This window comes from Vibrio sp. BS-M-Sm-2 (assembly GCF_041504345.1).
Taxonomy (GTDB): Bacteria; Pseudomonadota; Gammaproteobacteria; order Enterobacterales; family Vibrionaceae; genus Vibrio; species Vibrio satsumensis.
The window spans coordinates 1,174,017-1,197,065 of sequence record NZ_CP167895.1 but is presented as its reverse complement, the minus strand read 5'-3'; the positions used below and the strand labels follow the sequence as shown (position 1 = coordinate 1,197,065).

The 23,049-nt window shown below is 42.6% G+C and carries 16 protein-coding genes and 1 pseudogene; 6 read left to right on the top strand and 11 right to left on the bottom strand.

What is annotated here, in order from left to right; translation table 11 throughout:
- Positions 1-120 precede the first annotated feature (120 nt).
- Positions 121-588: an Lrp/AsnC family transcriptional regulator gene (locus AB8613_RS21265; protein WP_372384968.1), complete on the bottom strand. Its 468-nt coding sequence runs from the start codon at positions 586-588 to the stop codon at positions 121-123.
- Positions 589-741: 153 nt separating this feature from the next.
- Here AB8613_RS21265 and AB8613_RS21260 point away from each other — a divergent pair, with 153 nt between their 5' ends.
- From AB8613_RS21260 to AB8613_RS21250, 3 genes are all read left to right on the top strand, one after another.
- Positions 742-1,707: a hypothetical protein gene (locus tag AB8613_RS21260; RefSeq protein WP_372384967.1), complete on the top strand. Its 966-nt coding sequence runs from the start codon at positions 742-744 to the stop codon at positions 1,705-1,707.
- Positions 1,708-2,210: 503 nt separating this feature from the next.
- Positions 2,211-2,555: a hypothetical protein gene (locus AB8613_RS21255; protein WP_372384966.1), complete on the top strand. Its 345-nt coding sequence runs from the start codon at positions 2,211-2,213 to the stop codon at positions 2,553-2,555.
- A 47-nt stretch (positions 2,556-2,602) separates the two neighbouring features.
- Positions 2,603-5,359, top strand: coding sequence for an immune inhibitor A domain-containing protein (locus AB8613_RS21250; protein ID WP_372384965.1), 2,757 nt, complete (start codon positions 2,603-2,605; stop codon positions 5,357-5,359).
- Positions 5,360-5,597: 238 nt separating this feature from the next.
- Here the strand turns inward: AB8613_RS21250 and AB8613_RS21245 are convergent, their stop codons facing one another.
- Positions 5,598-6,773 (bottom strand): MFS transporter, encoded by a 1,176-nt coding sequence (locus AB8613_RS21245; RefSeq protein WP_146490798.1) that lies wholly within the window; start codon positions 6,771-6,773, stop codon positions 5,598-5,600.
- Between the two features lie 282 nt (positions 6,774-7,055).
- Between AB8613_RS21245 and AB8613_RS21240 the strand changes: the two genes are divergently transcribed.
- A complete protein-coding gene (locus AB8613_RS21240) occupies positions 7,056-7,946 on the top strand; it encodes a LysR family transcriptional regulator (RefSeq protein ID WP_372384964.1) in 891 nt (296 codons plus the stop codon).
- A gap of 94 nt (positions 7,947-8,040) precedes the next feature.
- On the opposite strand, the pseudogene AB8613_RS21235 reads toward AB8613_RS21240, so the two are convergent.
- The 6 genes and pseudogenes from AB8613_RS21235 to AB8613_RS21210 all read right to left on the bottom strand — a co-directional run bounded on the left by AB8613_RS21235 (position 8,041) and on the right by AB8613_RS21210 (position 18,004).
- Positions 8,041-13,013, bottom strand: a pseudogene (locus AB8613_RS21235) (ATP-binding protein).
- Complete coding sequence (locus tag AB8613_RS21230; RefSeq protein ID WP_372384963.1) at positions 13,006-14,031, bottom strand: HD-GYP domain-containing protein; 1,026 nt, start codon at positions 14,029-14,031, stop codon at positions 13,006-13,008. The pseudogene AB8613_RS21235 and the gene AB8613_RS21230 overlap by 8 nt, the downstream one beginning before the upstream one ends.
- 267 nt (positions 14,032-14,298) lie before the next feature.
- Complete coding sequence (locus AB8613_RS21225) at positions 14,299-15,063, bottom strand: ABC transporter ATP-binding protein (protein WP_372384962.1); 765 nt, start codon at positions 15,061-15,063, stop codon at positions 14,299-14,301.
- Between the two features lie 12 nt (positions 15,064-15,075).
- Complete coding sequence (locus AB8613_RS21220; RefSeq protein WP_372384961.1) at positions 15,076-16,026, bottom strand: iron chelate uptake ABC transporter family permease subunit; 951 nt, start codon at positions 16,024-16,026, stop codon at positions 15,076-15,078.
- Positions 16,019-16,972 carry an ABC transporter permease gene (locus tag AB8613_RS21215; RefSeq protein WP_372384960.1) on the bottom strand — a complete coding sequence of 318 codons (954 nt, stop codon included), beginning with the start codon at positions 16,970-16,972 and terminating at the stop codon, positions 16,019-16,021. Before AB8613_RS21215 ends, AB8613_RS21220 begins: the two co-directional genes overlap by 8 nt.
- Positions 16,973-17,071: 99 nt before the next feature.
- On the bottom strand, positions 17,072-18,004 hold the full coding sequence (locus AB8613_RS21210; RefSeq protein ID WP_146490803.1) for a siderophore ABC transporter substrate-binding protein: 933 nt from the start codon (positions 18,002-18,004) through the stop codon (positions 17,072-17,074).
- 967 nt (positions 18,005-18,971) lie between these two features.
- Between AB8613_RS21210 and AB8613_RS21205 the strand changes: the two genes are divergently transcribed.
- Positions 18,972-19,181, top strand: coding sequence for a hypothetical protein (locus AB8613_RS21205; protein ID WP_004731601.1), 210 nt, complete (start codon positions 18,972-18,974; stop codon positions 19,179-19,181).
- Positions 19,182-19,412: 231 nt separating this feature from the next.
- On the opposite strand, the gene AB8613_RS21200 is transcribed toward AB8613_RS21205, so the two are convergent.
- Positions 19,413-20,006 (bottom strand): hypothetical protein, encoded by a 594-nt coding sequence (locus tag AB8613_RS21200; RefSeq protein WP_146490804.1) that lies wholly within the window; start codon positions 20,004-20,006, stop codon positions 19,413-19,415.
- Between the two features lie 642 nt (positions 20,007-20,648).
- On the opposite strand from AB8613_RS21200, the gene AB8613_RS21195 reads away from it, so the two are divergent.
- Complete coding sequence (locus AB8613_RS21195) at positions 20,649-21,188, top strand: DUF3332 domain-containing protein (protein ID WP_285953678.1); 540 nt, start codon at positions 20,649-20,651, stop codon at positions 21,186-21,188.
- 78 nt (positions 21,189-21,266) lie between these two features.
- Here AB8613_RS21195 and AB8613_RS21190 read toward each other — a convergent pair whose 3' ends face one another.
- Positions 21,267-21,926: an ion channel gene (locus tag AB8613_RS21190; protein ID WP_285953679.1), complete on the bottom strand. Its 660-nt coding sequence runs from the start codon at positions 21,924-21,926 to the stop codon at positions 21,267-21,269.
- Complete coding sequence (locus AB8613_RS21185) at positions 21,927-23,027, bottom strand: AI-2E family transporter (RefSeq protein ID WP_285953680.1); 1,101 nt, start codon at positions 23,025-23,027, stop codon at positions 21,927-21,929. It lies immediately after the preceding gene.
- Positions 23,028-23,049: the final 22 nt, after the last annotated feature.

Below are 23,049 nucleotides of genomic sequence, written 5' to 3'. Positions count from 1 at the left end.
ATTATTAAAGTTATGACAAAATGTGAACGTCACATTTTGTGTAAATGCCTGCTATTTATACAAACAATAGCTAAGTACCTCACAAAGCTAATAACTTCACATATCTTCTCAAGCTAACAGTCACGACTCATCTAAGTTTACTGCAGTGGTAAACTTCACGGTTCTCATTGAGACAGATGTATGGAATTTACGAATATTCAGATCTTTGCGCAGTACTCGCTCCACAAAGTCTTCGTAGGCTTGAATGTCTCTGACCGTCACAATCAACATGAAGTCAAAGCTGCCTGATATCTGATAGCACTGCGTGACCTCTTCTGCCTTTGAAATAGAATGGCGAAAGATTTGGTAAATATCCCCTCGGTCACGCTCCATTTCCACGGATACAACCAAAGTCATCTTACTGCCAGTCAGTTCTGGGTTGATGATAGATACATCACCAACTATCACGCCCTCTTCTCTCAGCCGTTTCACTCGCTTTAAGCAAGCAGGCGGTGATAAGCCAACAATCTCAGCCAGCGCTTGATTAGGAATTCGATTATTCTTTTGAAGCTCTACCAGTATGCTTCGATCTATACGGTCTATTTCCATAATTTCTTAGAACCACTCTTTTGTGACTTATAATTTCCAATACTACGATAATTAAAAAATCTAACGCAACTTTACAAAGTAATTTCAAAATTACGATCACACCAATCGCGATAAGATCTTCTCATACAACACAATCGAATAATGGTCGTAACAATGAAATTCACTTATCAATTTTTTAAAGAACTCCTTAAAGAGATTTTCGATGTCACCTCTACGCTTTTTCGAATCATGATTCCAATCATCATCGTGATAAAAGTCATCGAAGAGCTCGGCGGTATCGTGATTCTTAGCGAATGGTTAAGCCCTATAATGGAAAGCGTTGGCTTACCAAAAGAGATGGGCTTGGTATGGGCAACCACCATACTCACTAACATCTATGCTGGGTTAATCATTCTCATCAGTTCCGATGTTCCCCTTACTGTCGCTCAAGCTTCAGTGTTAGGCAGCATGATGCTTCTCGCCCATTCACTGCCAATTGAAGGTGCGATAGCCAAAAAAGCAGGCGTAAGTTGGTTGGCGACGTTATCAGTCAGAGTCGGCGGCAGCTTGGTATTAGCATGGCTGCTGAACCTCAGTTATCAATATGGCGACTTACTCAACTACCCCGCGACTGTGCTTTGGCAACCGGAAGTATCAACGGATAGCAGTTACCTCACCTGGGCCTTGGATCAGCTTAAGAGTTTTGCGGTTATCTTCATGGTGATCTCAGCGTTATTACTGCTACTCAAGATCTTAAAGCTTGTCGGAATTGAAAAACTGATGGCAGTCATGTTGAGACCATTCTTGAGGTTGTTGGGAATCAGCAAAGACGCGACCAACCTAACCATCATAGGTATCACTCTTGGTCTTTCGTTTGGGGGCGGACTATTAATCAATGAAGCGAAAAAGGGACACATCTCCGCAAGAGACGTATTCACAGCGATCATGTTGCTCAACTTACTCCACAGTTTGATAGAGGATACTTTGTTGATCCTACTGATAGGAGCCGATTTCTACACCATATTCTGGGGAAGGCTCGTATTCTCAGTACTCGTTATCGCTTTAATATCTAACGTCATCAAGCACATCAACCCAAGAGTTTGTGAGCGTTACTTTTATCGCGATGTATCCCAATCTTAGAAGCACTTAACACTCGCTTACCTGTTACGAAAGAGCCTAAACTTGGGCTCTTTTTGATCTTCCATCACCCCGTATCGCTGTTCCAACGTCAAATACCCCTCCGTGAAGCACTTTAAAACATGCTTGAACAACTAATTGATAATATTTCTCGTGAAAATAATTTGAGAGTGATTATTTACTAAATACTCAATTATTACGTGAATTTATTAAACATAAAATATAGAACATCGCATTAGTTAATTAATACCCGACACCTTATATAAAGCACCCTCCAGCATGGTAACCATAATCCTAACATTGTTATTAACTGTTAATACTATCAATTATTAATGCATCAAAATTCATTAAATAGCTGACAATAAAATGAATAGCCGATCTTATTTGATATTAACTCTTAATGTTGAAACCGGAACGGATAATGATTTGTGATAATTATCAGTTTGATTGGTTAATTTTATAAATATATTTTGTTACATAATCAAAACTGATGGCTTGATATAAAAATGTCACACAAAACAATGGCTTTAATGGTTCTACTTTTCTCCTCACTGTCACAGGCTTCCACCATTGAGAATGATGAACTGTTGCTCAAGTCATTGATTGAACGAGGCGTTATTTGTCCCGGCTTAACCTACGAGGACAACCACGAAGCTTTGCGTATCTATCTCAACGCAAAGCAAGTGAAAGGCAGCCAGTTTGATTTAAATAATAAGCGAGAAATAGAAAGTACCAATGAGTCTGGTAATAAAAACGAGATAGAAAGCAAAAACGAGTTAACTAATAAACGTCAGATACCTAAAACACCAAAAGAGTGTATTAAGCCAAGCTCAGACAACCGTTTTGAATAAGGCTAGTTGATTCTGATATCGACATGGAAATACAAAAGGGAAATGTAATGAAGATAATGAGAAAAACATTGCTAGCTTCAGCAATGCTTACTCTATTTAGCGTCAGTAGTTATGCTAAAACACCGATTGATTTAGGTGTTATTAATGAAGACAAACTGATTGAAATGCTAGTAAGACAAGGCTTAGTCGACCAAGACGCAAGCGATGTTGCAAAACACGATGCTCTTGACCGTTACTTGAAAAATAAGATCAATTCCGGTTTTAAAGGCGATGCTCAATTCGGTAAAAAAGCGCTAGAACAACGAGCGAAAATACTCAAAGCCATCGAAAAAGGGTCTGGCGTTAAAAAAGCGAGTGTCTTCGCTTTGGAAGTCGGCACCAAGCGTACAGATAAAGTACTCGCTCTATTGGTCGATTTCCCTGATTTAAACTGGGATGACAACAAGCTGACCGAAGAGCACACCCAAATGCTCTACGAGAGCTACAACCCAGAACATTATCAAGAGTTGCTGTTTTCAAACTCTGGCTACACAGGGCCAAACGGCGAAAACCTAATCTCGATGCGTCAGTATTACCAAAGCGAATCGGGTGACAGTTACAGCGTTGCAGGTCAAGCGGCTGGTTGGTATCGCGCCTCTAAGCCTGCGTCATTCTATGGTGGTAATTCCCCGACGACCGACAACGATCTCAACGCACAAGAACTGGTTCGCGAAGCGCTGAATCAATTGGCTCAAGATCCTAGTATCAACCTAGCCGATTACGATATCGAAGATCGTTACGATTACGACGGTGACGGAAACTTCCGTGAACCCGATGGTGTGATTGATCACCTAATGGTGTTCCACGCATCTGTTGGCGAAGAAGCCGGTGGTGGCATATTAGGCCCAGATGCTATCTGGTCTCACCGATTCAATCTTGGTCGCACACATGTACTTGAAGGCACCTCTAGCTCTCTTCCTGACCGCTTTGGTGGCCAATACGCAGCATTTGATTACACCATTCAACCGATTGACGCGGCAGCGGGTGTCTGTGCTCACGAGTATGGCCATGATTTAGGTCTGCCAGACGAATACGACACACAATACACAGGCAAGGGTGAACCAGTATCTTACTGGTCAATCATGTCCTCAGGCAGCTGGGCTGGTCAAATCGGTGGCACACAACCAACAGCATTCAGCTCTTGGGCAAAACACTTCTTACAAAAATCGATTGGCGGTCGTTGGATTAACGATGATCAAATCTCGATTGATGACCTAGAAGACAACCCACAGGTTTATACGCTGTTCCAAACCACGGATAACAGCCGTCCGAACATGATTAAAGTGGATCTTCCAGAAAAACAGATCGAAGGTTTAAAACCGTTTGCTGGTGAGTATTCGTTCCACTCTCAAAAAGGCGATGACCTGAAAAACAGCATGACACGTAAGTTGGTGATTCCAGCCGGTGATTCTGCACTGCTTTCGTTCAAAACTTGGTATGAGATTGAGAAAGATTACGACTTTGCGCGCGTGCTCGTGAATGGACAAGCCATCGCAGGCAACATCACCTCAATGGATGATCCATACAATACGGGCCTAGTCCCTGCGATTGGTGGTGAGTCTGGCGGTTGGATTGATGCTGAGTTTGACGTTTCACAATGGACAGGCCAAGAAGTAGAGCTTTCATTTGAGTACATCACAGATGGTGGCTTGGCGATGGAAGGTTTCTATCTGGATAACCTTACTTTGGTTGTCGATGGTGAAGTGACTGAGATAGACGATGGTGAAAACAACTCCACCTTCGCCCTTAATGGCTACAAACTGAGTAATGGATTCCATCAAGCTCAGCACTACTACCTACTGCAATGGCGCAGCCACATGGACGTTGATGAAGGCCTAGCTAACATCAAACGCATGGGTCAATTGATGTCATTCGACCCGGGTCTGATCATTTGGTATGTAGACGAATCTCTTACCGATAACTGGGTTGGCAAGCACCCAGGTGAAGGTTGGTTAGGTGTTGTAGACGCAGACCAAAACGCCATGGTATGGGAAAACTCAGGCGAAATTGCTCAAACACGCTACCAAGTTCGAGATGCTGCGTTCTCACTCAAAGATCATACCCCAATGCGTCTTGTGAACAGCGACAATGATGTACTTAAAGATACCAGTTTGCTTGGTAACGCTAGCTTCTCTGACGACCAAGACTACACGTCTCCTCAAGCGCCTGATTCAGGACGTATCCTGACGCAGTTTGGCTTAGCCGTTGATATTTTGAATCAGAGTAACGACAACGAATACGGTGTGGTGCGCTTATCTAAAGTAAGCCAACATAACGTCGCCCCTACTGCGAACTTCGAGCTCAATGTTACTGGCCTGAACGTTTCTTCACGTAACTTCAGTTCTGATCAAGATGGTGAGATCATCAGTTATCTATGGGACTTTGGTAACGGTACAACAAGCAACGAAGTGGCACCTACTTGGTCTTACGAGCAAGCCGGTGAATACACGGTTAGCTTGACCGTTGTTGACGACAAAGGTGCCACTGGTTCATTCAGTTCTGTAGTGAGTGTTGCATCTCCAAACGCCCTACCGGAAGCAAGCGCTAAGTACATCCACTTGGGACGCTGGGTAACCATGTGGTCAACAAGTTCAGACAGTGATGGTCGTATTGTTGATACCGAGTGGACGCTTCCAAATGGAAAAGTAAAACGAGGTCGCACATTCACTTCTATCTTTCCTTCATACGGAAAGCACGAAGTGACATTGAAGATAATCGATGACCAAGGCGGGATTACGACGAAGACCATTATGGTCGACCTGTAAGTTGCTCCAACCTCAAGTCATTGAAACAAGTACGTCGCCAATAACGTACGTACTGATAAAGCAAGCTTAAGTACTGTTGTCATAGGATATAAGCCAAGACAGCAGTTTTAAGAAAACGTTATTATTTAAGCCGTAAGCAAAAGCCCTACCGACATGGTAGGGCTTTTTATTTGTCTGTATTCCAAGGAATCGTAATTTGCTCGCAGCAATAGATTTACTGATTCACACTCGATACTCGTTATACAGGCTGCTTTTGAATACGTGATTTACGTGCGCTGAACGCGAACAGTAAGATAACCGCTAACACGAATGGTAATACGTAGATATTTAGGTTCTGCCACCCTGCGGTCGATTCTAGCCAACCAGAAAGCAATGCCGTAACGGTGACACAACCAAACACAACGAATTCATTAAATGCTTGCGCCTTAGCTTTATTTTGAGGCTGGTAAGACTGGCTAAACAACCCTGTTGCAGCGATGAACATAAAGTTCCAACCTACTCCAAGTACCACCAACGCCGCCCTAAAGTGCCAAATTGATACGCCATGGATATTGATGGCAATGCTCACCACAAATAACACACCACCCGCAAGGATCATCATTCTTGAGCCGAACTTCTCGATGAGGGAACCCGTAAAGAAAGCAGGTACAAACATACCCAACACGTGCCACTCAATGACACCAGCAGCCTTAGTAAAATCGAATCCGCAACCAATCATCGCCAATGGCGTTGCAGTCATCAAAATGTTCATTACGGCGTAAGCAACCATGGCCGCAAACACAGCACCAATAAAGTTCGGCGCTTTAACGATCACACTTAAAGGATCGGCTTTGGGAGCCTGACGATTAAAAGAGACCTTAGGAAACTGAATTGTTTGTAACAAGGCTAAAGCTAAGATGTTCAAGCCGATCAGCGAAGCAAAAGCACCGATGTACAAGCCATCTTCTGACCATTGTTGAGACATGATCGCTAAGTTAGGCCCGAGTACCGCCGCCAATACTCCACCAGCCATTGATATTGAAATCGCACGGTGTCGCGCGTTTTCGTCGCACACTTCAATTGCAGCGAAGCGATAAAGCGTACCAAAACCTATACCTATCCCGAGCAAAAATGTGGCGAAGCAAAACAGATAGAAATGTTGCTGAGATAACGCGTAAGTAGCAAGGCTTGCTCCGGTAATACCCACAACATTACCGATACTAAATCCTCGCTTTCTCCCTAACTTGCCTGAAATTAAAGATGCAGGAATGGTGGCTGCCATTAAGCCCAAAAACTGTAAGGCAACAGGCAGAGTAATCATGCTGACACTGGGTGCAATCTGCTTGCCTATCAAGCCAATCACCGAGATCAGTAATATATTCCCTGTCATCAATAAGGCCTGACACAGTGACAGTAGCCAAACATTTCTATTCATCTTCGTTCCTAAATATGAGCACAGTGGGTCACTAGACCAAAAATCCAACAGAGTCGCAACACTTTGTTACGTGTGATGAATTCAAGTAAATGGCCATTCTCTTGATAACTCGAACAATATTCCACCAAAGATACCGTGTTCTTCTCGGCTTGACGTTCTGAACGTTGAAATTATCATGACTTAAGATAATAATAATTTTTTGTTATTCATAAGCTTTGTTGTTCATGAGCTTTGCTACTTAGAAGCTCTTTGATTTATGAGCTACGGAATTTAAAGGTGAGTATGATTAATCCACTTTGGCTCAATACATTTAAGACTCTGGTTGAAGTTGGACATTTCACCCAAACCGCAGAAAAGTTGTACATGACACAACCAGGAGTGAGCCAGCACATCAAGAAGCTTGAACAAGCTTGCAATTGTGACCTGCTATCTCGGGAAAATAAAAGCTTCGAGCTGACCGAACAGGGTCGGATTATGTATCGCTATGCGCTCAAGCTAGAAAAAGACCAAGAAGATTTATTCGAATCTCTGAGTTTTGATAATCCTTATGCTGGACAATGTCACCTGTCTTGCTCTGGTTCACTCTCTTTACGTCTGTACCCCAAGCTTCTTGAACTTCAGCAGCAACACCAAGATCTGAGCATTAACTTAGAAGCGGCTCCAAACAAAAAGATATTGAATGACCTGATCCAAGGCACCACCGATATCGGCATTGTTAGGCACTCCCCAAACGACAGTTACTATCAGAGCCAAGTCATTGGTAAAGAAGCACTCTGCCTCATCGTTCACAGCAGTCTGGCTCACTTAGAGATAACACCACAAGTACTGCACGACATTGGCCTTATTGCGCATCCAGATTCTGCTCACTACCTGTCTTTGTATTTCGATTTGTGTGGAGACAAGGATCTCGCGAACATCAACGTTAATGAAATACCAAGATCTGGCTACATCAATCAGCTTCACCAGATCTTGCTGCCAGTATCGAAAGGGCTTGGGTTTACGGTTTTACCTGCGGGCGCTGTAGAGCATTTTCCAGAACGCGATAAGTTGTATGTTGTCCCGCCAAAAGTGGAAGTTGAAGAAACACTGTATTTGGTTCAGAAGCGGAACCGAAAACTACCACACAGATACAACACAGTGATCAAGCTAATCAAACAAAACGTCAGTAATTAGTTCGGTACAAATAGACTTAAAGCCTTTAGCTAGTCGGTTATTTCGCTGTAAGAGCTAAAGGCTTTAATGTTGAAGTGATATTTATAAAAGACCGCTACTCAGAAGCGCCAAGCCCCTCTTTAGCTCCTTCAAAGTCGTAGTTATCTAACGCACTTCGAACATCTTTAAGAACAACAGAATGCGGATACTGTGCCTGTAACTCAGTCACATATTGAGTTGCATCGTTATCATAAGCCTCGAGCAGTGATAACAATTTAGTGCGCTGCTCTTGCGTGATAAGAGGTGAATCCAATGCTTCATCACTACTTAGCTCGGTTTCCTGAGTACATGCCGCATCAGCGTCTTCAGCGCAAGGCATATCAAAGCTGCTCCCGAGCTCTTTAATCAGCTCAACTAGCTCAAGTTCACCTTGTTTAAGATCCTGCTCATTACACGCCTTATTATGAGCCTTGTGTGCTAAATCACTGAGTCGTTCAGCTAATCGTAATCCACCAATCGAAGCAGCCATACTTTTTAAAGTATGAAGATTACGCTCTAACGTTTCCCAATCGCCTTGTACTAAGTTATCAGAAGCTTCCGACATCGTATCTGGCGCGCCTTGGCAGAACCTATTAAGCATCTTGGCTTGCAGTCTCACATCATGATAAGTCAGTTGCTCAAATCTCGACTGAGAGAAAATAGGTGGCTCAATTGAGGCATCAGAGCTTAATACCGCACTCTCATTAGAATCAACAGTCTGTTTCGTATGTGAAGACGAGTCAGATGGCGCTCGACCTCCTACTAGCACCTCAGGAACAATGTACCTCGTAATCAAAGACATCGCTTTATCAATAACAATTGGCTTATCCAAGAAGTCGGTTACACCCGCTTTCCTCGCTCGTTGTTTCGCATCGGCAAACACATTGGCCGACATTGCAACAATCGGTACATCTGTATCAAACTCGCGAATCAAACGGGTTGCTTCAAAGCCATCCATAATCGGCATTTGAAGATCCATAAAGATTATCTCGTAGTCGTTATTTTGAGCTAATTCCAGCGCTTCCTTTCCGTTTTCAGCAAGATCCGCATTCAATTTAGAACGACTGAAAAATGCTAAGGCTAGATCTTGGTTCAGCTCATTGTCTTCAACCAATAGTACTCTTTGCCCTTTGAACTCAACCTGATAATCCAACTGCAGCTCTTGGGCTTTAAAGTCGGCTAACTCATCCGCGCTTACTCGTGGCAATGTCAGCACAAATGAGAACTCACTGCCCTGCCCGTAAACACTCTCCACAGTAATTTGACTGCCCATCGCGTGCACTAATTTCTGGCTAATGTTAAGCCCAAGCCCCGTACCACCAAACCGACGGGTCGTTGTGCTATCCGCTTGGCTAAAGGCTTCAAACAGCTTATGCAGATTCTCATCCGAGATGCCTATCCCGGTATCCATCACACTCACCTTCATGGTTAGGCTGTTATCGTTAGACTCGACAAGGTCCACAGTTAACGCTACGTTGCCTTTTTCCGTAAACTTAATCGCGTTGCCCACAAGGTTGAGTATGACTTGAAACAACCTTAATGGATCGCCTTGTAATGGCGTGTCTAACTCTGGGTCTATGACCATCGACAAATTGAGTTGCTTCTCAGCCGCTTTCGACTCCATCAACTCAATCACATCTTTAAAGGTCGTCACGGGATCAAACGGGATGTTATCAATAACAAGTTGCCCTGCTTCTATCTTTGAAAAATCAAGGATGTCATTGATGATGCTGAGTAAAGAATGACCTGAACGATGCACTTTTTCGATATAATTTCGAGCGACAGGATTAGATATTTCGCCAATCGCCAGAGAAGACAAACCAATAATGGCGTTCATTGGGGTTCTTATCTCATGACTCATATTGGCTAGGAACTCAGATTTAGCTTGGCTAGCCAAGTCGGCTCTCTCTTTTTCTTCTTCCAGTTGTTCATTTAGACGCTTCATCTCAGAGATATCAAAAGCCCAGAACAGTGTTGCTAATTCACCATCTAACTCAAACAAATAGTAACTGACTAACGCAACAAAGCGGGTTCCATCAGACTTCCTAAGTACCAACTCTCTATTTTCAACCTTGCCATTGAGGCTAAGCTCATTATGTATTGCGTCACGGACATCTAAAGAGTCGTGAATAGAGGCCACATCGATAGAGGACAGTTCTCGATCTTCAACCCCAAATAAGCGCTTCGCAGTGTCGTTTGCATAACGAGCCTTCTCCTCAAGTACAACAGCAGCGGCAATTGGAGAGCTGTTCAACATATTGTAAAGTTGCTCCTGAGCTTTCTTAAGCGCCTCTGTTGCATCATTGGCGATGCTGATCTGCTTAGCGAGCTTTCGATTCCAAAAAACAATAAGTAACACAATGATCAAAGAAAAAGCCGAGATGGTGTAAACCAACTCGTAATCAACTCTTTCTATTGCCTTTGGTGCCGCCCACTTTGCTGAGATTTTCTGATGGTCTTCAGCAGAAATACCCTCAATCGCTTTATTTACAATAGTAAAAAGCAAAGGTTGAGACTTGGTGACATGTAAAGTTGGTGAGAGGAAAAAATCGAGTCGACCGATAATTCCAATCTCTCGGTGACCAAATGAGTCAATGAGATAGTTGAGGACATCGACCGTATCGATCATGCCATCTAAGGTTTTATTATCTAATCTGTTGAGCCCGTCTTCCGTAGAATCTACCTTTACCCATTCAACGTTCGGGTACTTATCTAAAATCGCGTTAGTATTTGCCGCATTCTTCAAGATGCCGATTTTCCAACCATCAGCTTCTTCAAGTACCAAGCTACTAACGTCTCTTCTCGATGCAATGGCCAAACGACTTGAAAACAAGCTTTTAGCTGCTTTGACGTTATCCCCTAACGAGCGATTTTCTTGAGCAGCAGAGACCAGTTCTACCTCATGATGATCAACCAAGCTTCGAGTCTCAGACCAACTTTCAACGTTTACATGGTTAATACTTAACCCTGTTTTTTGCTCAATAAGCGTTAAATAATCGTCAATCATCCCGATATACTCTCCGGTATTTGATACCGCCTCATAAGGGAGAGAGTTTGGATCGATACCTATCCTCACATCTGGGTTATCTTTGATCCATTGTCTTTCTTTTGGGCTTAAATTTAAAATCTCGCCAATTAAATTGTTTGCTTGATACACATCTGCGATATAGCGTTTGGCCGATTCACCAAACGAATCAAACTGCTCGACCGCAGGAAAATAAACGTGGTTTCGTTCTAGTGATTTAGTATCAAAATAGAAAGTCATCGAACCAGAGTTGGTACTCCCTCCCTTGGTTCTATAATTCGCCACCTTGGTGACTGATGAAAAGTGAGAGGTATTTTTCTTCTCTCCATATTCATCAACTAGGTTGCCTATGTACCAAGATTTGATCGGGCGACTATTGTTATCCGCTTGTGCGGTGATCACCTGAAAAGAACTGTCCGTGTCGAAAATTTCAAACACTTCCATCAACTCTTCAAAGCGGTCATTGACGATAAAATACGCAGATATTTGCGCGATAATATTCGCTTTTTTAAGGACTTGGCTTAAGTCACTCTGCACCTGCATCTCGATAATTTGGTTTAAGCCGTCATCCGCCTGCTTAAGCCTTTTAATCGCGGCATTGAAACTATCTCTGATTTCTTCACTCTTAAAGTCAACATAGATCGGATACTCAATCTTATAATCGTCATGTAACGTTAGCTCTGCCATTTCGATAAAACGAGTATTGGTGATAAACCATTCCAGTACTCTGCGTTCAACCATTAACAGGTCAACATTTTGAGCCCTAAGCTGTGAGAATGCCGATTCAAGATCTTCGTAGTCTTCGACACGATCAATGTCTAACTTGCCCTTCAATACTTCAACAGAGTTTTTAATTGGGGAGGTCTCGTCAAACAGTAGCGCCCCCAATGACAACTCTTTTGGGATTGGAGGTTAAGTTTGCGTCGAGCGAGTGAAACAGGAACAAACTCAACATTAAGAACGTTATCACTTAAAAAGTGCACATTAGGATCATCAAACTGAACACCAGAAACAAAGGCTATAGAATTATTGTTATCGATGGCCTTTCTAGCGGCGCTAGGAGGGAGAGTGACAACGTCACCTAACTTATATCCCATATCATTAAGTGCACGCTGAAGAATGTCGTGTTCTAGTCCGACTGCGGTGCTGTCTGGGTACATATACGGAGGGTTACCAAAGCCGAATACGCCCTTTAATGGCACTCGATAAGGAGAACTGTCTAACCACTTTGATAGAATCTGGTTCTTATTGTCCACATCGAAGGTTTCAATCTGCTTGTTTATTAGCGTCAGCAGCTCTGTTTCATCGGTTCGGACCACCATTGATGCTTCTAACCTTTTCCAGTGCTCCAGAACATAATTGACCGCTAAATCATGAACACCAATTTTTTTTGCCAGATCCATGGTGGTGATTGGCTCACCTACAATGCCTTCAACATCGCCTTCCCCTAAAGCTCGTACCGCATCAATAACATTTTCAAAGTCGACTCTCTCAACAGAGCTCAACCTCACTCCTGCGCGCTCCAAATCAATGTTTTCATTAACCATGGCAATACGACGCTTATGATTTTGATCTAAGTTGGTATCAATCTTATTGTCAATAGGAACAATCACAGCAACCTGATAAGGAATATACGGTTCACTCGCAAGAAACCGTCCACCTTCACTAGGGTCAAATTGCTGAAATGGGAAGATATCTCCTCGTCCATCTAACAAGGCTTCTTTCGCCTCAACACGAGATCCCACGCTGATAAATCGAGCATGAACACCAAATCTATTCTCAAGGTCTAATGCCCAATCTTTTATGATCCCAGACACTTGTCCGTCATCATCAATAAAGGAATATGGGTAATGGTCGGTAAGGGTAATAAAAGTTACGGTTGGCTTATCTGCTAACCACTGGTTTAGTTGGGCGTCCGTCGCTTCATCAGCATGAGCACTACGAATAAGCAGTGGCCACGCCAATAGCACAAGCACAAGAGAAACAACAAAACGATATAGCGACGACATTAAGCGCTCACTCATCTTTAAACTTCTCTTTGATACTTAATATTTGAGGTAGGTTTTCAAACAGTAAATCGACAATTCGAGGGTCAAAGTGTTTGCCTTTTTGCTCTTCAAACAAAGCGAGCGCTTCATCGACACTCCACGCTTTTTTATAAGGACGCTCTGCCGTCAGTGCATCAAATACATCAGCGACCGCAGCAATTCTTCCTACTAAAGGAATTTCTTCACCCGCGATCTGGTTTGGATAACCACTGCCATCCCATTTTTCATGATGATATTGTGCTACCTGAATCGCCATGCGCATCAGCTTGGAGTCACTCTGTCTTCCAAGGATCTCAACACCATACTCGACATGCTTCTGCATGATGGTCCATTCGTCGACGTCCAATTTACCAGGCTTGAGTAACACACTATCTGGAATACCAATCTTGCCAATATCGTGCATTGGAGCCGCGTCACGCAGGGTTTCAGCGTCTTCGTCTGTCATGCCTAACGCCTTGGCTAATATTTCGCAATAATGGCTCATACGCATTACATGCATGCCGGTTTCATTATCTTTAAATTCAGCCGCCCTACCCAATATGTTAAGGGTCTCTAGCTTACCCAGATTGATCTCTTGAGTTTTCTCTTTCACCTGACTAAACAACGCACGTTGCTGGTCATAAAGAGCAATATGGGTTTTTACACGTTGTAGTGCAATTTCAGGTGTAATTGGCTTCGTTAAATAATCAATTGCACCTAAGGACAAGCCTTTCACTTCAGCTTCAGGGCCAATCTTCGCGGTAACGAATATAATGGGGATATGCGCAGTATTTGGCTGAGCTTTTAATTGACGGCACACTTCGTAGCCATCGATGTCAGGCATAATGATATCAAGGAGAATAAGATCAGGCTGAGGTACCATCTTGGCAATCTTAATACCGATGGTACCGTTAATCGCAACCTTTACTTGATAAGTATCTTTGAGTATTGCAGTTAACACGTCCAAGTTGCTCGGGGTGTCATCCACGACTAACACTATAGGCTTACGACTCATTGATACCTCATATAAAAATCAAACAGTTATAATCATAGTGTAGATGGCTTTTCGTACCTCTCAACATGAAAAAGACAAATGTTTGTTAAAAATGAAGGATAGATCTTCGAGTGACATCAAACTAACGGTGAGTTGATATGCATGTCAGAAACTCGTCGTACAAACTTTATACAATTCATCGAGTAACTCACCTTAGTGTTCATTTTGGTCGCTAGATGGATGTCCATATCGGCATTCGAAACTAGAACAATCTATCGACTCAGGAACCTAACGACCTGAGTAGTACATACAGATTCGAACGCCATCGAACTCGCGAATCTCAAATGGGATCTCGTAGATAGACTCCATCACGGACTTTTCAACCACTTCCGAAACCTTACCTGACTTAACCACTTGGCCTTTTTTCATCGCGACAATGTTATCTGAATAGCAAGAAGCAAAGTTGATGTCGTGAATCACAATAACCACCGCTTTATTAAACTCATGCGCTAAACGACGCAGCGTCTGCATGATTTCAACCGAGTGTTTGATATCTAGGTTATTCAGTGGTTCATCTAAGAACACATAGTCAGTATCCTGCGCTACAACCATTGCTATGAATGCCATTTGACGCTGACCGCCACTGAGCTCATCAAGGTATTTATTTTGAATATCAGTAATACCTAAATGCTCTAGAGCTGTATCAACAATCTTGTTGTCCTCGTCCTTCAAGCGGCCTTGAGAATGTGGGAAACGACCAAAACAGACCAACTCACGAATCGTAAATCGCATATTGATGTTGTTTGACTGTCTTAAGACGGCAAGGTGTTTCGCCAACTCTTTGGTATCCCATTCAGCCAGTAATTTATCGCCAATAACGACCTCGCCCGCATCACTTTCGGTTAAGCGACTCGCCATAGAAAGCAGCGTACTTTTACCCGCACCATTTGGGCCAATGATAGAAGTCACTTCTCCTTTCGGGAACATAGTACTGGCATCATCAACCACGAGTGACTTGCCATACTTCTTAGTTAAACCTGTTAATTTAATCACTACTTACTACCTTTACTGAATTCTGGTGCGTAACAACAAGAACATAAAATACAAACCACCGACCAAGTTAATGATCACACTCACTGTGGTTTCAAACGCCATTACTTTTTCGATAAACCATTGGCCTGAAACCAATAGCACTACCGCTAACAAACTGCTTGCGATGATAAGCACACGATGTTGATAAGATTTGAATATCTGACGAGCTAAGCTCACGGTGATCAAACCAAAGAACAGCACAGGACCAACCAAAGCAGTCGATACCGCGACCATCACTGACACAATCACCAAAGTAATCTGAGTCAGTCGCTTGGTGTTCACACCCAAGCTTGTTGCGTTATCAACACCAAGCCAAAGTACATCAAGCTTAGGCGCTAACAGCCACAGGCCAAGTAGGCTCAAACCCAATGGAATAAGGCTGAGATAAACCAGTTCTCCTTTCACATTATTGAAGCTTGCAAACATCACATTCTGCAGCACTGCAAATTCATTCGGATCAATCAACATCGCTAGGAAGTTTGAAAGGCTAGAGAATACGCTGCCACACACAATACCAATCAGCAGCAGTGTAAATACGTTGTTTCGCTTGCTCTTAAAGTAAAAATGGAACAGAGCAAATGAAAACAAGATCATTACAGAGACAGACAATGAGAAGTTCGCGATTGAATCAATAACCCAAAAGCTGGTACCACCCAAGACAAACAAAAGTGACGTTTGAACCAACATGTACAAACTGTCAAAGCCCAGGATTGAAGGCGTTAAAATTCGATTATTAGTTATAGTTTGAAACACCAATGACGATGCTGAAATAGCCACCGCAGCCAACACGATCGACAGCAGTTTGGGTAGTCGTAGAGACAAGAAGAACTCATAGTTATCCCACGTAAGTCCCTGGCCCACAAATACTGCCGCCATACACAAAGACGCGATGGCCAGAATCGCAATTTTTACTGAATCACGCATTCGACTTGTCTCTCATGATTAGGTAGATAAAAATCAAGCCACCGAAGATGCTGATTACCATCGAGATTGGAATCTCATAAGGGAAGATGACGATTCGAACTAACAGGTCACAAGCCAACACCAAGATAACGCCCCAATAGGCTGTCCAAGGTAGGATCTTCTTCATATTGTCGCCCATCATCAGGGATACAATGTTTGGCACGATAAGGCCAAGGAAAGGGATGACACCAACAATCATCACTACAGAAGAAGCACAGATAGCCACCAACGCAACACCAATGAAAACGATCTTCTGGTAATTCAGGCCGATGTTTTTTGCAAAGCTCTCGCCAATGCTCGCCGCACTGAACTGACTCGCGAAGTAGTAAGCCAATATACAAGCAGGCACTGCGAGGTAAAGAATTTCATAGCTGCCTTGCAACACACTCGCAAAGTTCGCCATTGTCCATGCCGACATGGTTTGTACTAAGTCGTACTTATAAGCAATAAAGGTTGTTAGAGACGAAACAACGTTGCCATACATGATGCCAATCAAAGGCACCAACACCGCATTCTTGAACTTCAGGTGTTGTAGAAAACGGACCAATAGCATGGTTCCGAAAACCGCAAACGCGAAAATGAAACCTAAGTAGCTCCATTGCGCTGCATTGCCTAGCACTAGAATACCGACTATGTACCCAAGCATGGCGCAGTCAATGGTGCCCATAGTCGAAGGCGCGGCAAACTTATTTTGCACGATCTGTTGCATGATCAAGCCAGCGACACTCAAGCCCGCACCGGCAAGCACAATCGCGAACAATCGAGGGATTCGACTAACAACATAAATAGAGTTGGCGTGTTGGTTGCCATTGAAGAAGTCGCTAAAACTGATCTCAGCGACTCCAATCATCAATGACATAACGCATAACACAACAAGAAATACAGCAGCGGCAATGGGTTTCAACATAGAAATAATACTAAAGGTAGGGCTCTTTGAGTCCGTATGAAAAGTGAAAAAGGGCTTATAAGAACGCTCTTATAAGCCCGAAAATCTGATGATTAGTAACTATTGAATCGTACGCTCAATATCACCTAACATTCGGTGAATCGCTGTCACGCCACCACCAGCCAAATACCAAGCACTTGAATCAAGGTAAACGATGTTGCCTTGCTGCGCCGCAGGTGTCGCCGCAACTAATGGGTTATCAAACAGCTGTTGTGCGCGACCTTCTGATTTGCCAATCGCTTTTTCGCGGTCAAGAACGTAAAGCACTTCAGGTTTTGCGTCAGCAATGTATTCGAACGAGATTAGGTTGCCGTGAGTCCCTTTAATTGGAGCCACTGTTGCACTCTTTGATTCCACGAAACCAAAGTCATCAAAGATGATTGAGAAACGGCTGCCTTTGTTAAACATCGCGATGTTGTTACCGTTGTTCATTAGCATCATTGCTGAAGTTTCGTCAGACGCTACTTTGTCATTTACAGCAGTGATTGAACCTTGAGTCTCTTTAATGATCGCTTCTACTTCAGCTTGCTTACCAAAGATGTCACCTAGCGCGCGCCAGTTTTGCTGAGCATCAGCCCAGTATTTATCACCTTCAATAGAGAACATGACCGTTGGAGCGATTTGTGCCAGCTTGTCGTAAACCTTAAGCATGCGGTTTTCCGCGATAATGATGTCAGGCTTCAACATGTAGATAGCTTCAAAATCAGGTTCACTCAATGATCCTGTATTTGCTGTCGTTTCTTTGTACGAAGCTAGGTAATCAGGCAGCAAGCTATGAGGCGCACCAACTGGCTGTACACCAATTTGATCAAGCACATCCAAGCTACCAAAGCCAAGTACTACAACGCGCTGTGGTACTTCAGTAAACTGCGCCGTGCCCTTTACGTGTTCAATGGTCACGGTTTTCGCTTGAGCGGTCATCAGGAATGATGATGCAAGAACGATGGCAAGCCCGCTTAACAACTGGCGAACTGAATTGATTGTTTTCTTCATGTTTCTTCCTTTGCCATTGATACTAACCACCACTCATGACAATGAAAGTCACATTACTCATAGGTGAGCATGAGGCGTACACAACGGCTAAATAACGATAATTTAAAGTCTGTCATTACTTTGATAACAAACCAGTAACGCAAGTGAGAACTATTATCAATTATATTTGCGTTAAACTGGAGACACAACAACTTTATTATTCAGAAATGTAAAAGTGAGTATTCATATTATGCGTAGGAGAGATATTAGGAATCAGAAATAGCAAAAGGACGTGCAGAGGAAAATGATCATCAATCTGAAGAATAAACTGATGGGGAAAAGTGCCCGCCCCCCTGTAATTACAAAGCTAAATCACAGAATTACGACGTTCAATCTCCTAATCACAACGCTAAACCTCAGAGTTACGAATTGCAATTTACAATGTAAAAATTATATATAACAGAGACTTAACAACCACTAAATTAGCTGAGTAAATAAAACCACTAATGACAAAGAACACGAAGCGGTGCAAAGCCAAACATCGGTCAGGTATCATGGTGAATTACCTGTCCTTCGCTCATTTAACTCTCAACAAGCGACGGAAAATCATTCAAAAATATTTTTAAATTAAATTAAAAATAGGGTTGCAATTCAAAAAACTAGGCGTATAGTGCCTCACTTGGCTCTAATCTATAGAGCTGTTAATGCTAAAGTAAGTCCAAGTTCCTCAAAGACAGTTCTCGATTTCCTCGTTACACCATCTCTGCGTCAGCTTTCACCTAGATAGTCATTCAATAGCTTTTAAATTCGATCCTCACTACCGATCTATCGTCATTCGCTCTTTTGTTAGCGAAGTCAAAATAGATCGATCACTTAAAATATAAATGTAATAAACACAAGGCACAGTTATGTCACGCAGAACAACACGACAAACCCATTGGTACCAACTATCACGCGACAAATCAGTCAATAAACTAAAAGGTAATAAATGCTCAAGATTAAAATAGACTTACACAAAGAAGAAATTTCATGGGTCACAGAGATTCGACAGCTCAATAGCGATATACTCCACCGCCACATATTGCCCAAGCTACAACATCACAGTTATCTCATCGACTTTGAATTTAATGAACGAGAAAGCATCGGAACTATTGTTTCAGGCAACGGAAACACCCTAGGACATTTCACACTCCTATAGCATTTCCCATAGGCTACAAAAAGAAACACCGTTTAGTCCCAAAGATGTAAAAGATGTCACCCTCAATTCGCTCTAGCAGAACAAAATAGAGTAGAAGTAAAACAGAACAGAAACCTAGCCCTTTTTGCATTTCACACGCGGCTAACGCTAGCTAGGTTATCGTACTTCTATTGAAACCAACTTATATCAAACTCTGAATCACCAATGAGTCATTATCAGTGCACTCATGGACTAATAAGTTAACGGCATCGACCTTAACTTCTGATCAAGAGTATATAAGTGTTCTGCAGCTTGCATGTGTTGAGGGTAATCACTGAATTTCTCACGATTCTCCTCATTCATCTTACATGTCTCATCCACCAGCATTAATTTCCAATACAGCTTTGTTGTATGCAGCATCGCCAGTAAAGGTTTGAATACCTCTTTTTCATAAGCTTGAATCAATTCTTCAATCAACTCATCACGTTCGTCTTCACTTGCGATTGAACCATTGGTTGCCGACAACACTTTTTGATACTTCAGATTTTGTTGCAGCTTATCCATGACCGTTTGGTTTTCTTCCGCTAACTCAACAAGCTTCGACTTAATAATGTTCACCCAATTCTCTTGGCTAAGAACCCCATCATCGATACTCGCAAAATCTTCGCGTATTTGACGTTCGACGTCTTTTTGAGCTTTCTTCAAAACCGCACGCACCTTTTGGAAAGGCAGCTGATATTCCTTACTTAGCTCGATAATCAGTTTATGAAAACCACCATTTGGAAGGTGTAAGTTTTCCTTAAACGTCGCCATTGCAGCTTCTTGCTGATCGGTAAGGTGAGTCATTCTGTTTCCTATTCTTTTATCACTTATGGTGCTGAACCCACGATCATACCATTATTAGTCACAGTTTTTAGGTAACTTGATGAGTTACACCTAGGTACGTACTTAATTTCTCTCTACCCTTTATCTTTTGGCTGGTTTTCACACTATTTGGCACTAAATGGTAAGTTTCTATCGATGAATATTCGTACATTAGTTGCACAGGGTACATCGCCAGACAGGAGTTATTACTTACATATGAAAGACAACCGCGAGAAATGAGAAAACACATGACCTATTCAGAATATAAAGAATCCGATTTGCATAAGTGCGTGACCATTGGTGCAGAAGCAATGCTCTCAATTACCAAATTTGCCTTTAAAGCCACTACCCTTTTATTTCGATTTTTCCGCTGGCTTATCGTATCGGCTTATACCTATGTGATGAAGTGATCCTTTATTGGAGTCGTTGTTTTCATTACAACTTATCTAAACACCAAAAAGCGCACCCTATTAGGGTGCGCTTTTTTTATGTCTATTTCTTTACCTAAAATTTGAGACCAACTTTCTATCATCAGTGGCGTTAAATGGTAAAACTCATAATCGAATAAAAACCATACTACACCTGTTCCAACGAAACAGACTTCTAACTTATACAGGTACTAAAATGAAAAAGATTGCACTTAAAATTGTAGGACTAACGGTTTTGGCTTCTGCGCTAACTGGTTGTATCGGCAGTAACGCCGTAACAGGGAAAGTAATGAAATTTAACGTTGAAGTTGTCGATAACCGCTATGCTCGTGCAGGTGTAAACTTCTTATTAGCACCTGTATACGGTATTACAACTGCAGCAGATTACGTAGTATTCAACTCCCTCGAATTCTGGACAGGTAAAAACCCAATCAGCGGTGCACCACACGTATTCGATACGAAAACTGACACTCACTTCAAAGTGAACGATGACCTTGATCCGAGCCTTAAAGAAGCGCCTGTAGGGCCAATTTCAAACAATCGTACAATTGAAACAGGTGAGATGATTAAGATCGACGAGAACACAGTTCAAATGGACATCGTATATACCTCTGGTGAAACGGCAACTCTGACTGGCATCAAAGATGGTCAAAACGTTAGCTATTACATGGATGGTCAGCTTGTATCGCAAACGACTATCGCTGAATTAGAAAAGATTCAAGGTTCTGAAGCTTAAGATTCGTAGCCCATATAGATTTTTAAGATCGTAAAAATATAACAAGCCCGGCAATTGCCGGGCTTGTTTGTATGTGACCTATTGGGATTGAGACTGTGTAAGTCGAACACTCACCAAACTCGCCACCATGATAGCCAAGTAAAAGCTGCCGATAATGGATTCCATAAACACAAAGAACTGAGCAATAGGCAAAGCCGGTGAAATATCTCCATAGCCAACGGTGGTCAGAGTGATAAAACTAAAGTACATCGCATTGAACAAATTCGTTAACCAGACTTGCTCTTCCAAACCGTAAAATGCACTAGGAAAGATTTCCAAAATCAACAAATAGATAATCGACCAAGCAAACCCCAACAATAAGTAAATACAGATCGATCCGATAATGTGATTGGGGGTTACCGTTTTTGCTTTCATCACCTGTTTTAACGCCGAGTAAATGTGTGAGAACAAGAACACAGCCAACGCCAATAACGTCACTATCGACAGGTTATAACCTTCCAAAAACGAAAATACACCTGATACGGACGCTGTTATCAACAACAGACCATACCAAGATCGATACAAGGCTCGTTCTCTATGGATACCAGCAATTGAGCACGCTAAAGTAATGATAATGAGAAATAGTATTGTTTTCTGACCTTGTGGGTAAAATTGCTGCATCACCGCACAACCAAAAAACAGCACTAACAATGCATAAAACAAGAAGTAGAAGTTGTCGTCTTTCGAGACTGGCTTCATCTATTTTTCCTCTGTCTCTTCTTGGTCTTTTTCAGTTTCTGCTTGGTTTTTATCTTCAAGTCCTAGCCACGCCATCATCAACTCATAGGTCAAACTCAATATCACAGCACCCACGAACAAACCGACGATTCCTGACATCGCCATTCCGCCCAACGCACCTAATAAGATAACCAACATTGGAATGTGAGAGCCACGGCTCAACAGTACTGGCTTCAAGATAGCATCACTACCACTGACTAAAATACACCACACTAAGAACAAGCTCGCCGCCAACGTCGATTCAACGCTGAACATGTAGATAATCGCAGGTAATAGAGCAAGAATCGGTGGAAGTTGGATAATTGCAACTAGCAGCACAGCTAGCGCCCATATGGCAGCGGCAGGCACGCCTGCAATCACCAAACCGATTGCCGACATAATTGATTGAATCACAGCCACACCAATCACACCTTGCACAACACTGCGCACCGTCGATTTAGAGAGCTGCACCAATTCTTCACCTTTACCACCCGTTAAACGCGCCACTAAATGAGTCACACCTGTTTGGCATTTATCAGCATTACTCATGAATGCACCGGCAATGATGGTCGAGATGATAAATTGAATGAAACCACCTCCCAATGAGCCCAGAACCGACGCTGCTTTGGTCGCGAATATTTTCAGCTCTTCCGCATACTTGATGAACACGCTTTCTATGTTGGATGAAGCGTGAACTAAAACCGCATAAACTTTTTCACCAATCAACGGAATCTCTTGCAAAGACTCTTTCGGTTTAGGCAAGGACAATGTGCCATCTTGAAGCCCCGTCATCAGGTCAGAAGCACTGGTATATATACCGGAAGAAAGCGCGGCCAAAGGAATAAACAGAAGAATAACACCAATAAAACTCAGCAATGCACTGGCTTTACCTTTCGATATCCCCGTTTTATTTGAAATCGCCACAGCAACAGGGTACAGCGCAGTCGCAATGATCGCCCCCCACACCACCAAAAGAATGAATGGGCGCAAAATCGAAAAACACCAATACACGAGCATGGCAATCGCTGCAATTTTTATGGCAGCGTCTATCGCCTGTTTTGAAAAATCATCGGTTAACTTCATGAGACGTCCTTGTTAGACAGAA

Coding starts and splice junctions, on each gene's coding strand:
- AB8613_RS21245 (WP_146490798.1), bottom strand. CDS start 6,773: ATGAATAGAAATGTTTGGCTACTGTCACTGTGTCAGGCCTTATTGATG.
- AB8613_RS21190 (WP_285953679.1), bottom strand. CDS start 21,926: ATGAAGCCAGTCTCGAAAGACGACAACTTCTACTTCTTGTTTTATGCA.
- AB8613_RS21255 (WP_372384966.1), top strand. CDS start 2,211: ATGTCACACAAAACAATGGCTTTAATGGTTCTACTTTTCTCCTCACTG.
- AB8613_RS21265 (WP_372384968.1), bottom strand. CDS start 588: ATGGAAATAGACCGTATAGATCGAAGCATACTGGTAGAGCTTCAAAAG.
- AB8613_RS21200 (WP_146490804.1), bottom strand. CDS start 20,006: ATGACTCACCTTACCGATCAGCAAGAAGCTGCAATGGCGACGTTTAAG.
- AB8613_RS21230 (WP_372384963.1), bottom strand. CDS start 14,031: ATGAGTCGTAAGCCTATAGTGTTAGTCGTGGATGACACCCCGAGCAAC.
- AB8613_RS21215 (WP_372384960.1), bottom strand. CDS start 16,972: ATGTTGAAACCCATTGCCGCTGCTGTATTTCTTGTTGTGTTATGCGTT.
- AB8613_RS21220 (WP_372384961.1), bottom strand. CDS start 16,026: ATGCGTGATTCAGTAAAAATTGCGATTCTGGCCATCGCGTCTTTGTGT.
- AB8613_RS21205 (WP_004731601.1), top strand. CDS start 18,972: ATGCTCAAGATTAAAATAGACTTACACAAAGAAGAAATTTCATGGGTC.
- AB8613_RS21195 (WP_285953678.1), top strand. CDS start 20,649: ATGAAAAAGATTGCACTTAAAATTGTAGGACTAACGGTTTTGGCTTCT.
- AB8613_RS21240 (WP_372384964.1), top strand. CDS start 7,056: ATGATTAATCCACTTTGGCTCAATACATTTAAGACTCTGGTTGAAGTT.
- AB8613_RS21185 (WP_285953680.1), bottom strand. CDS start 23,027: ATGAAGTTAACCGATGATTTTTCAAAACAGGCGATAGACGCTGCCATA.
- AB8613_RS21260 (WP_372384967.1), top strand. CDS start 742: ATGAAATTCACTTATCAATTTTTTAAAGAACTCCTTAAAGAGATTTTC.
- AB8613_RS21210 (WP_146490803.1), bottom strand. CDS start 18,004: ATGAAGAAAACAATCAATTCAGTTCGCCAGTTGTTAAGCGGGCTTGCC.
- AB8613_RS21250 (WP_372384965.1), top strand. CDS start 2,603: ATGAAGATAATGAGAAAAACATTGCTAGCTTCAGCAATGCTTACTCTA.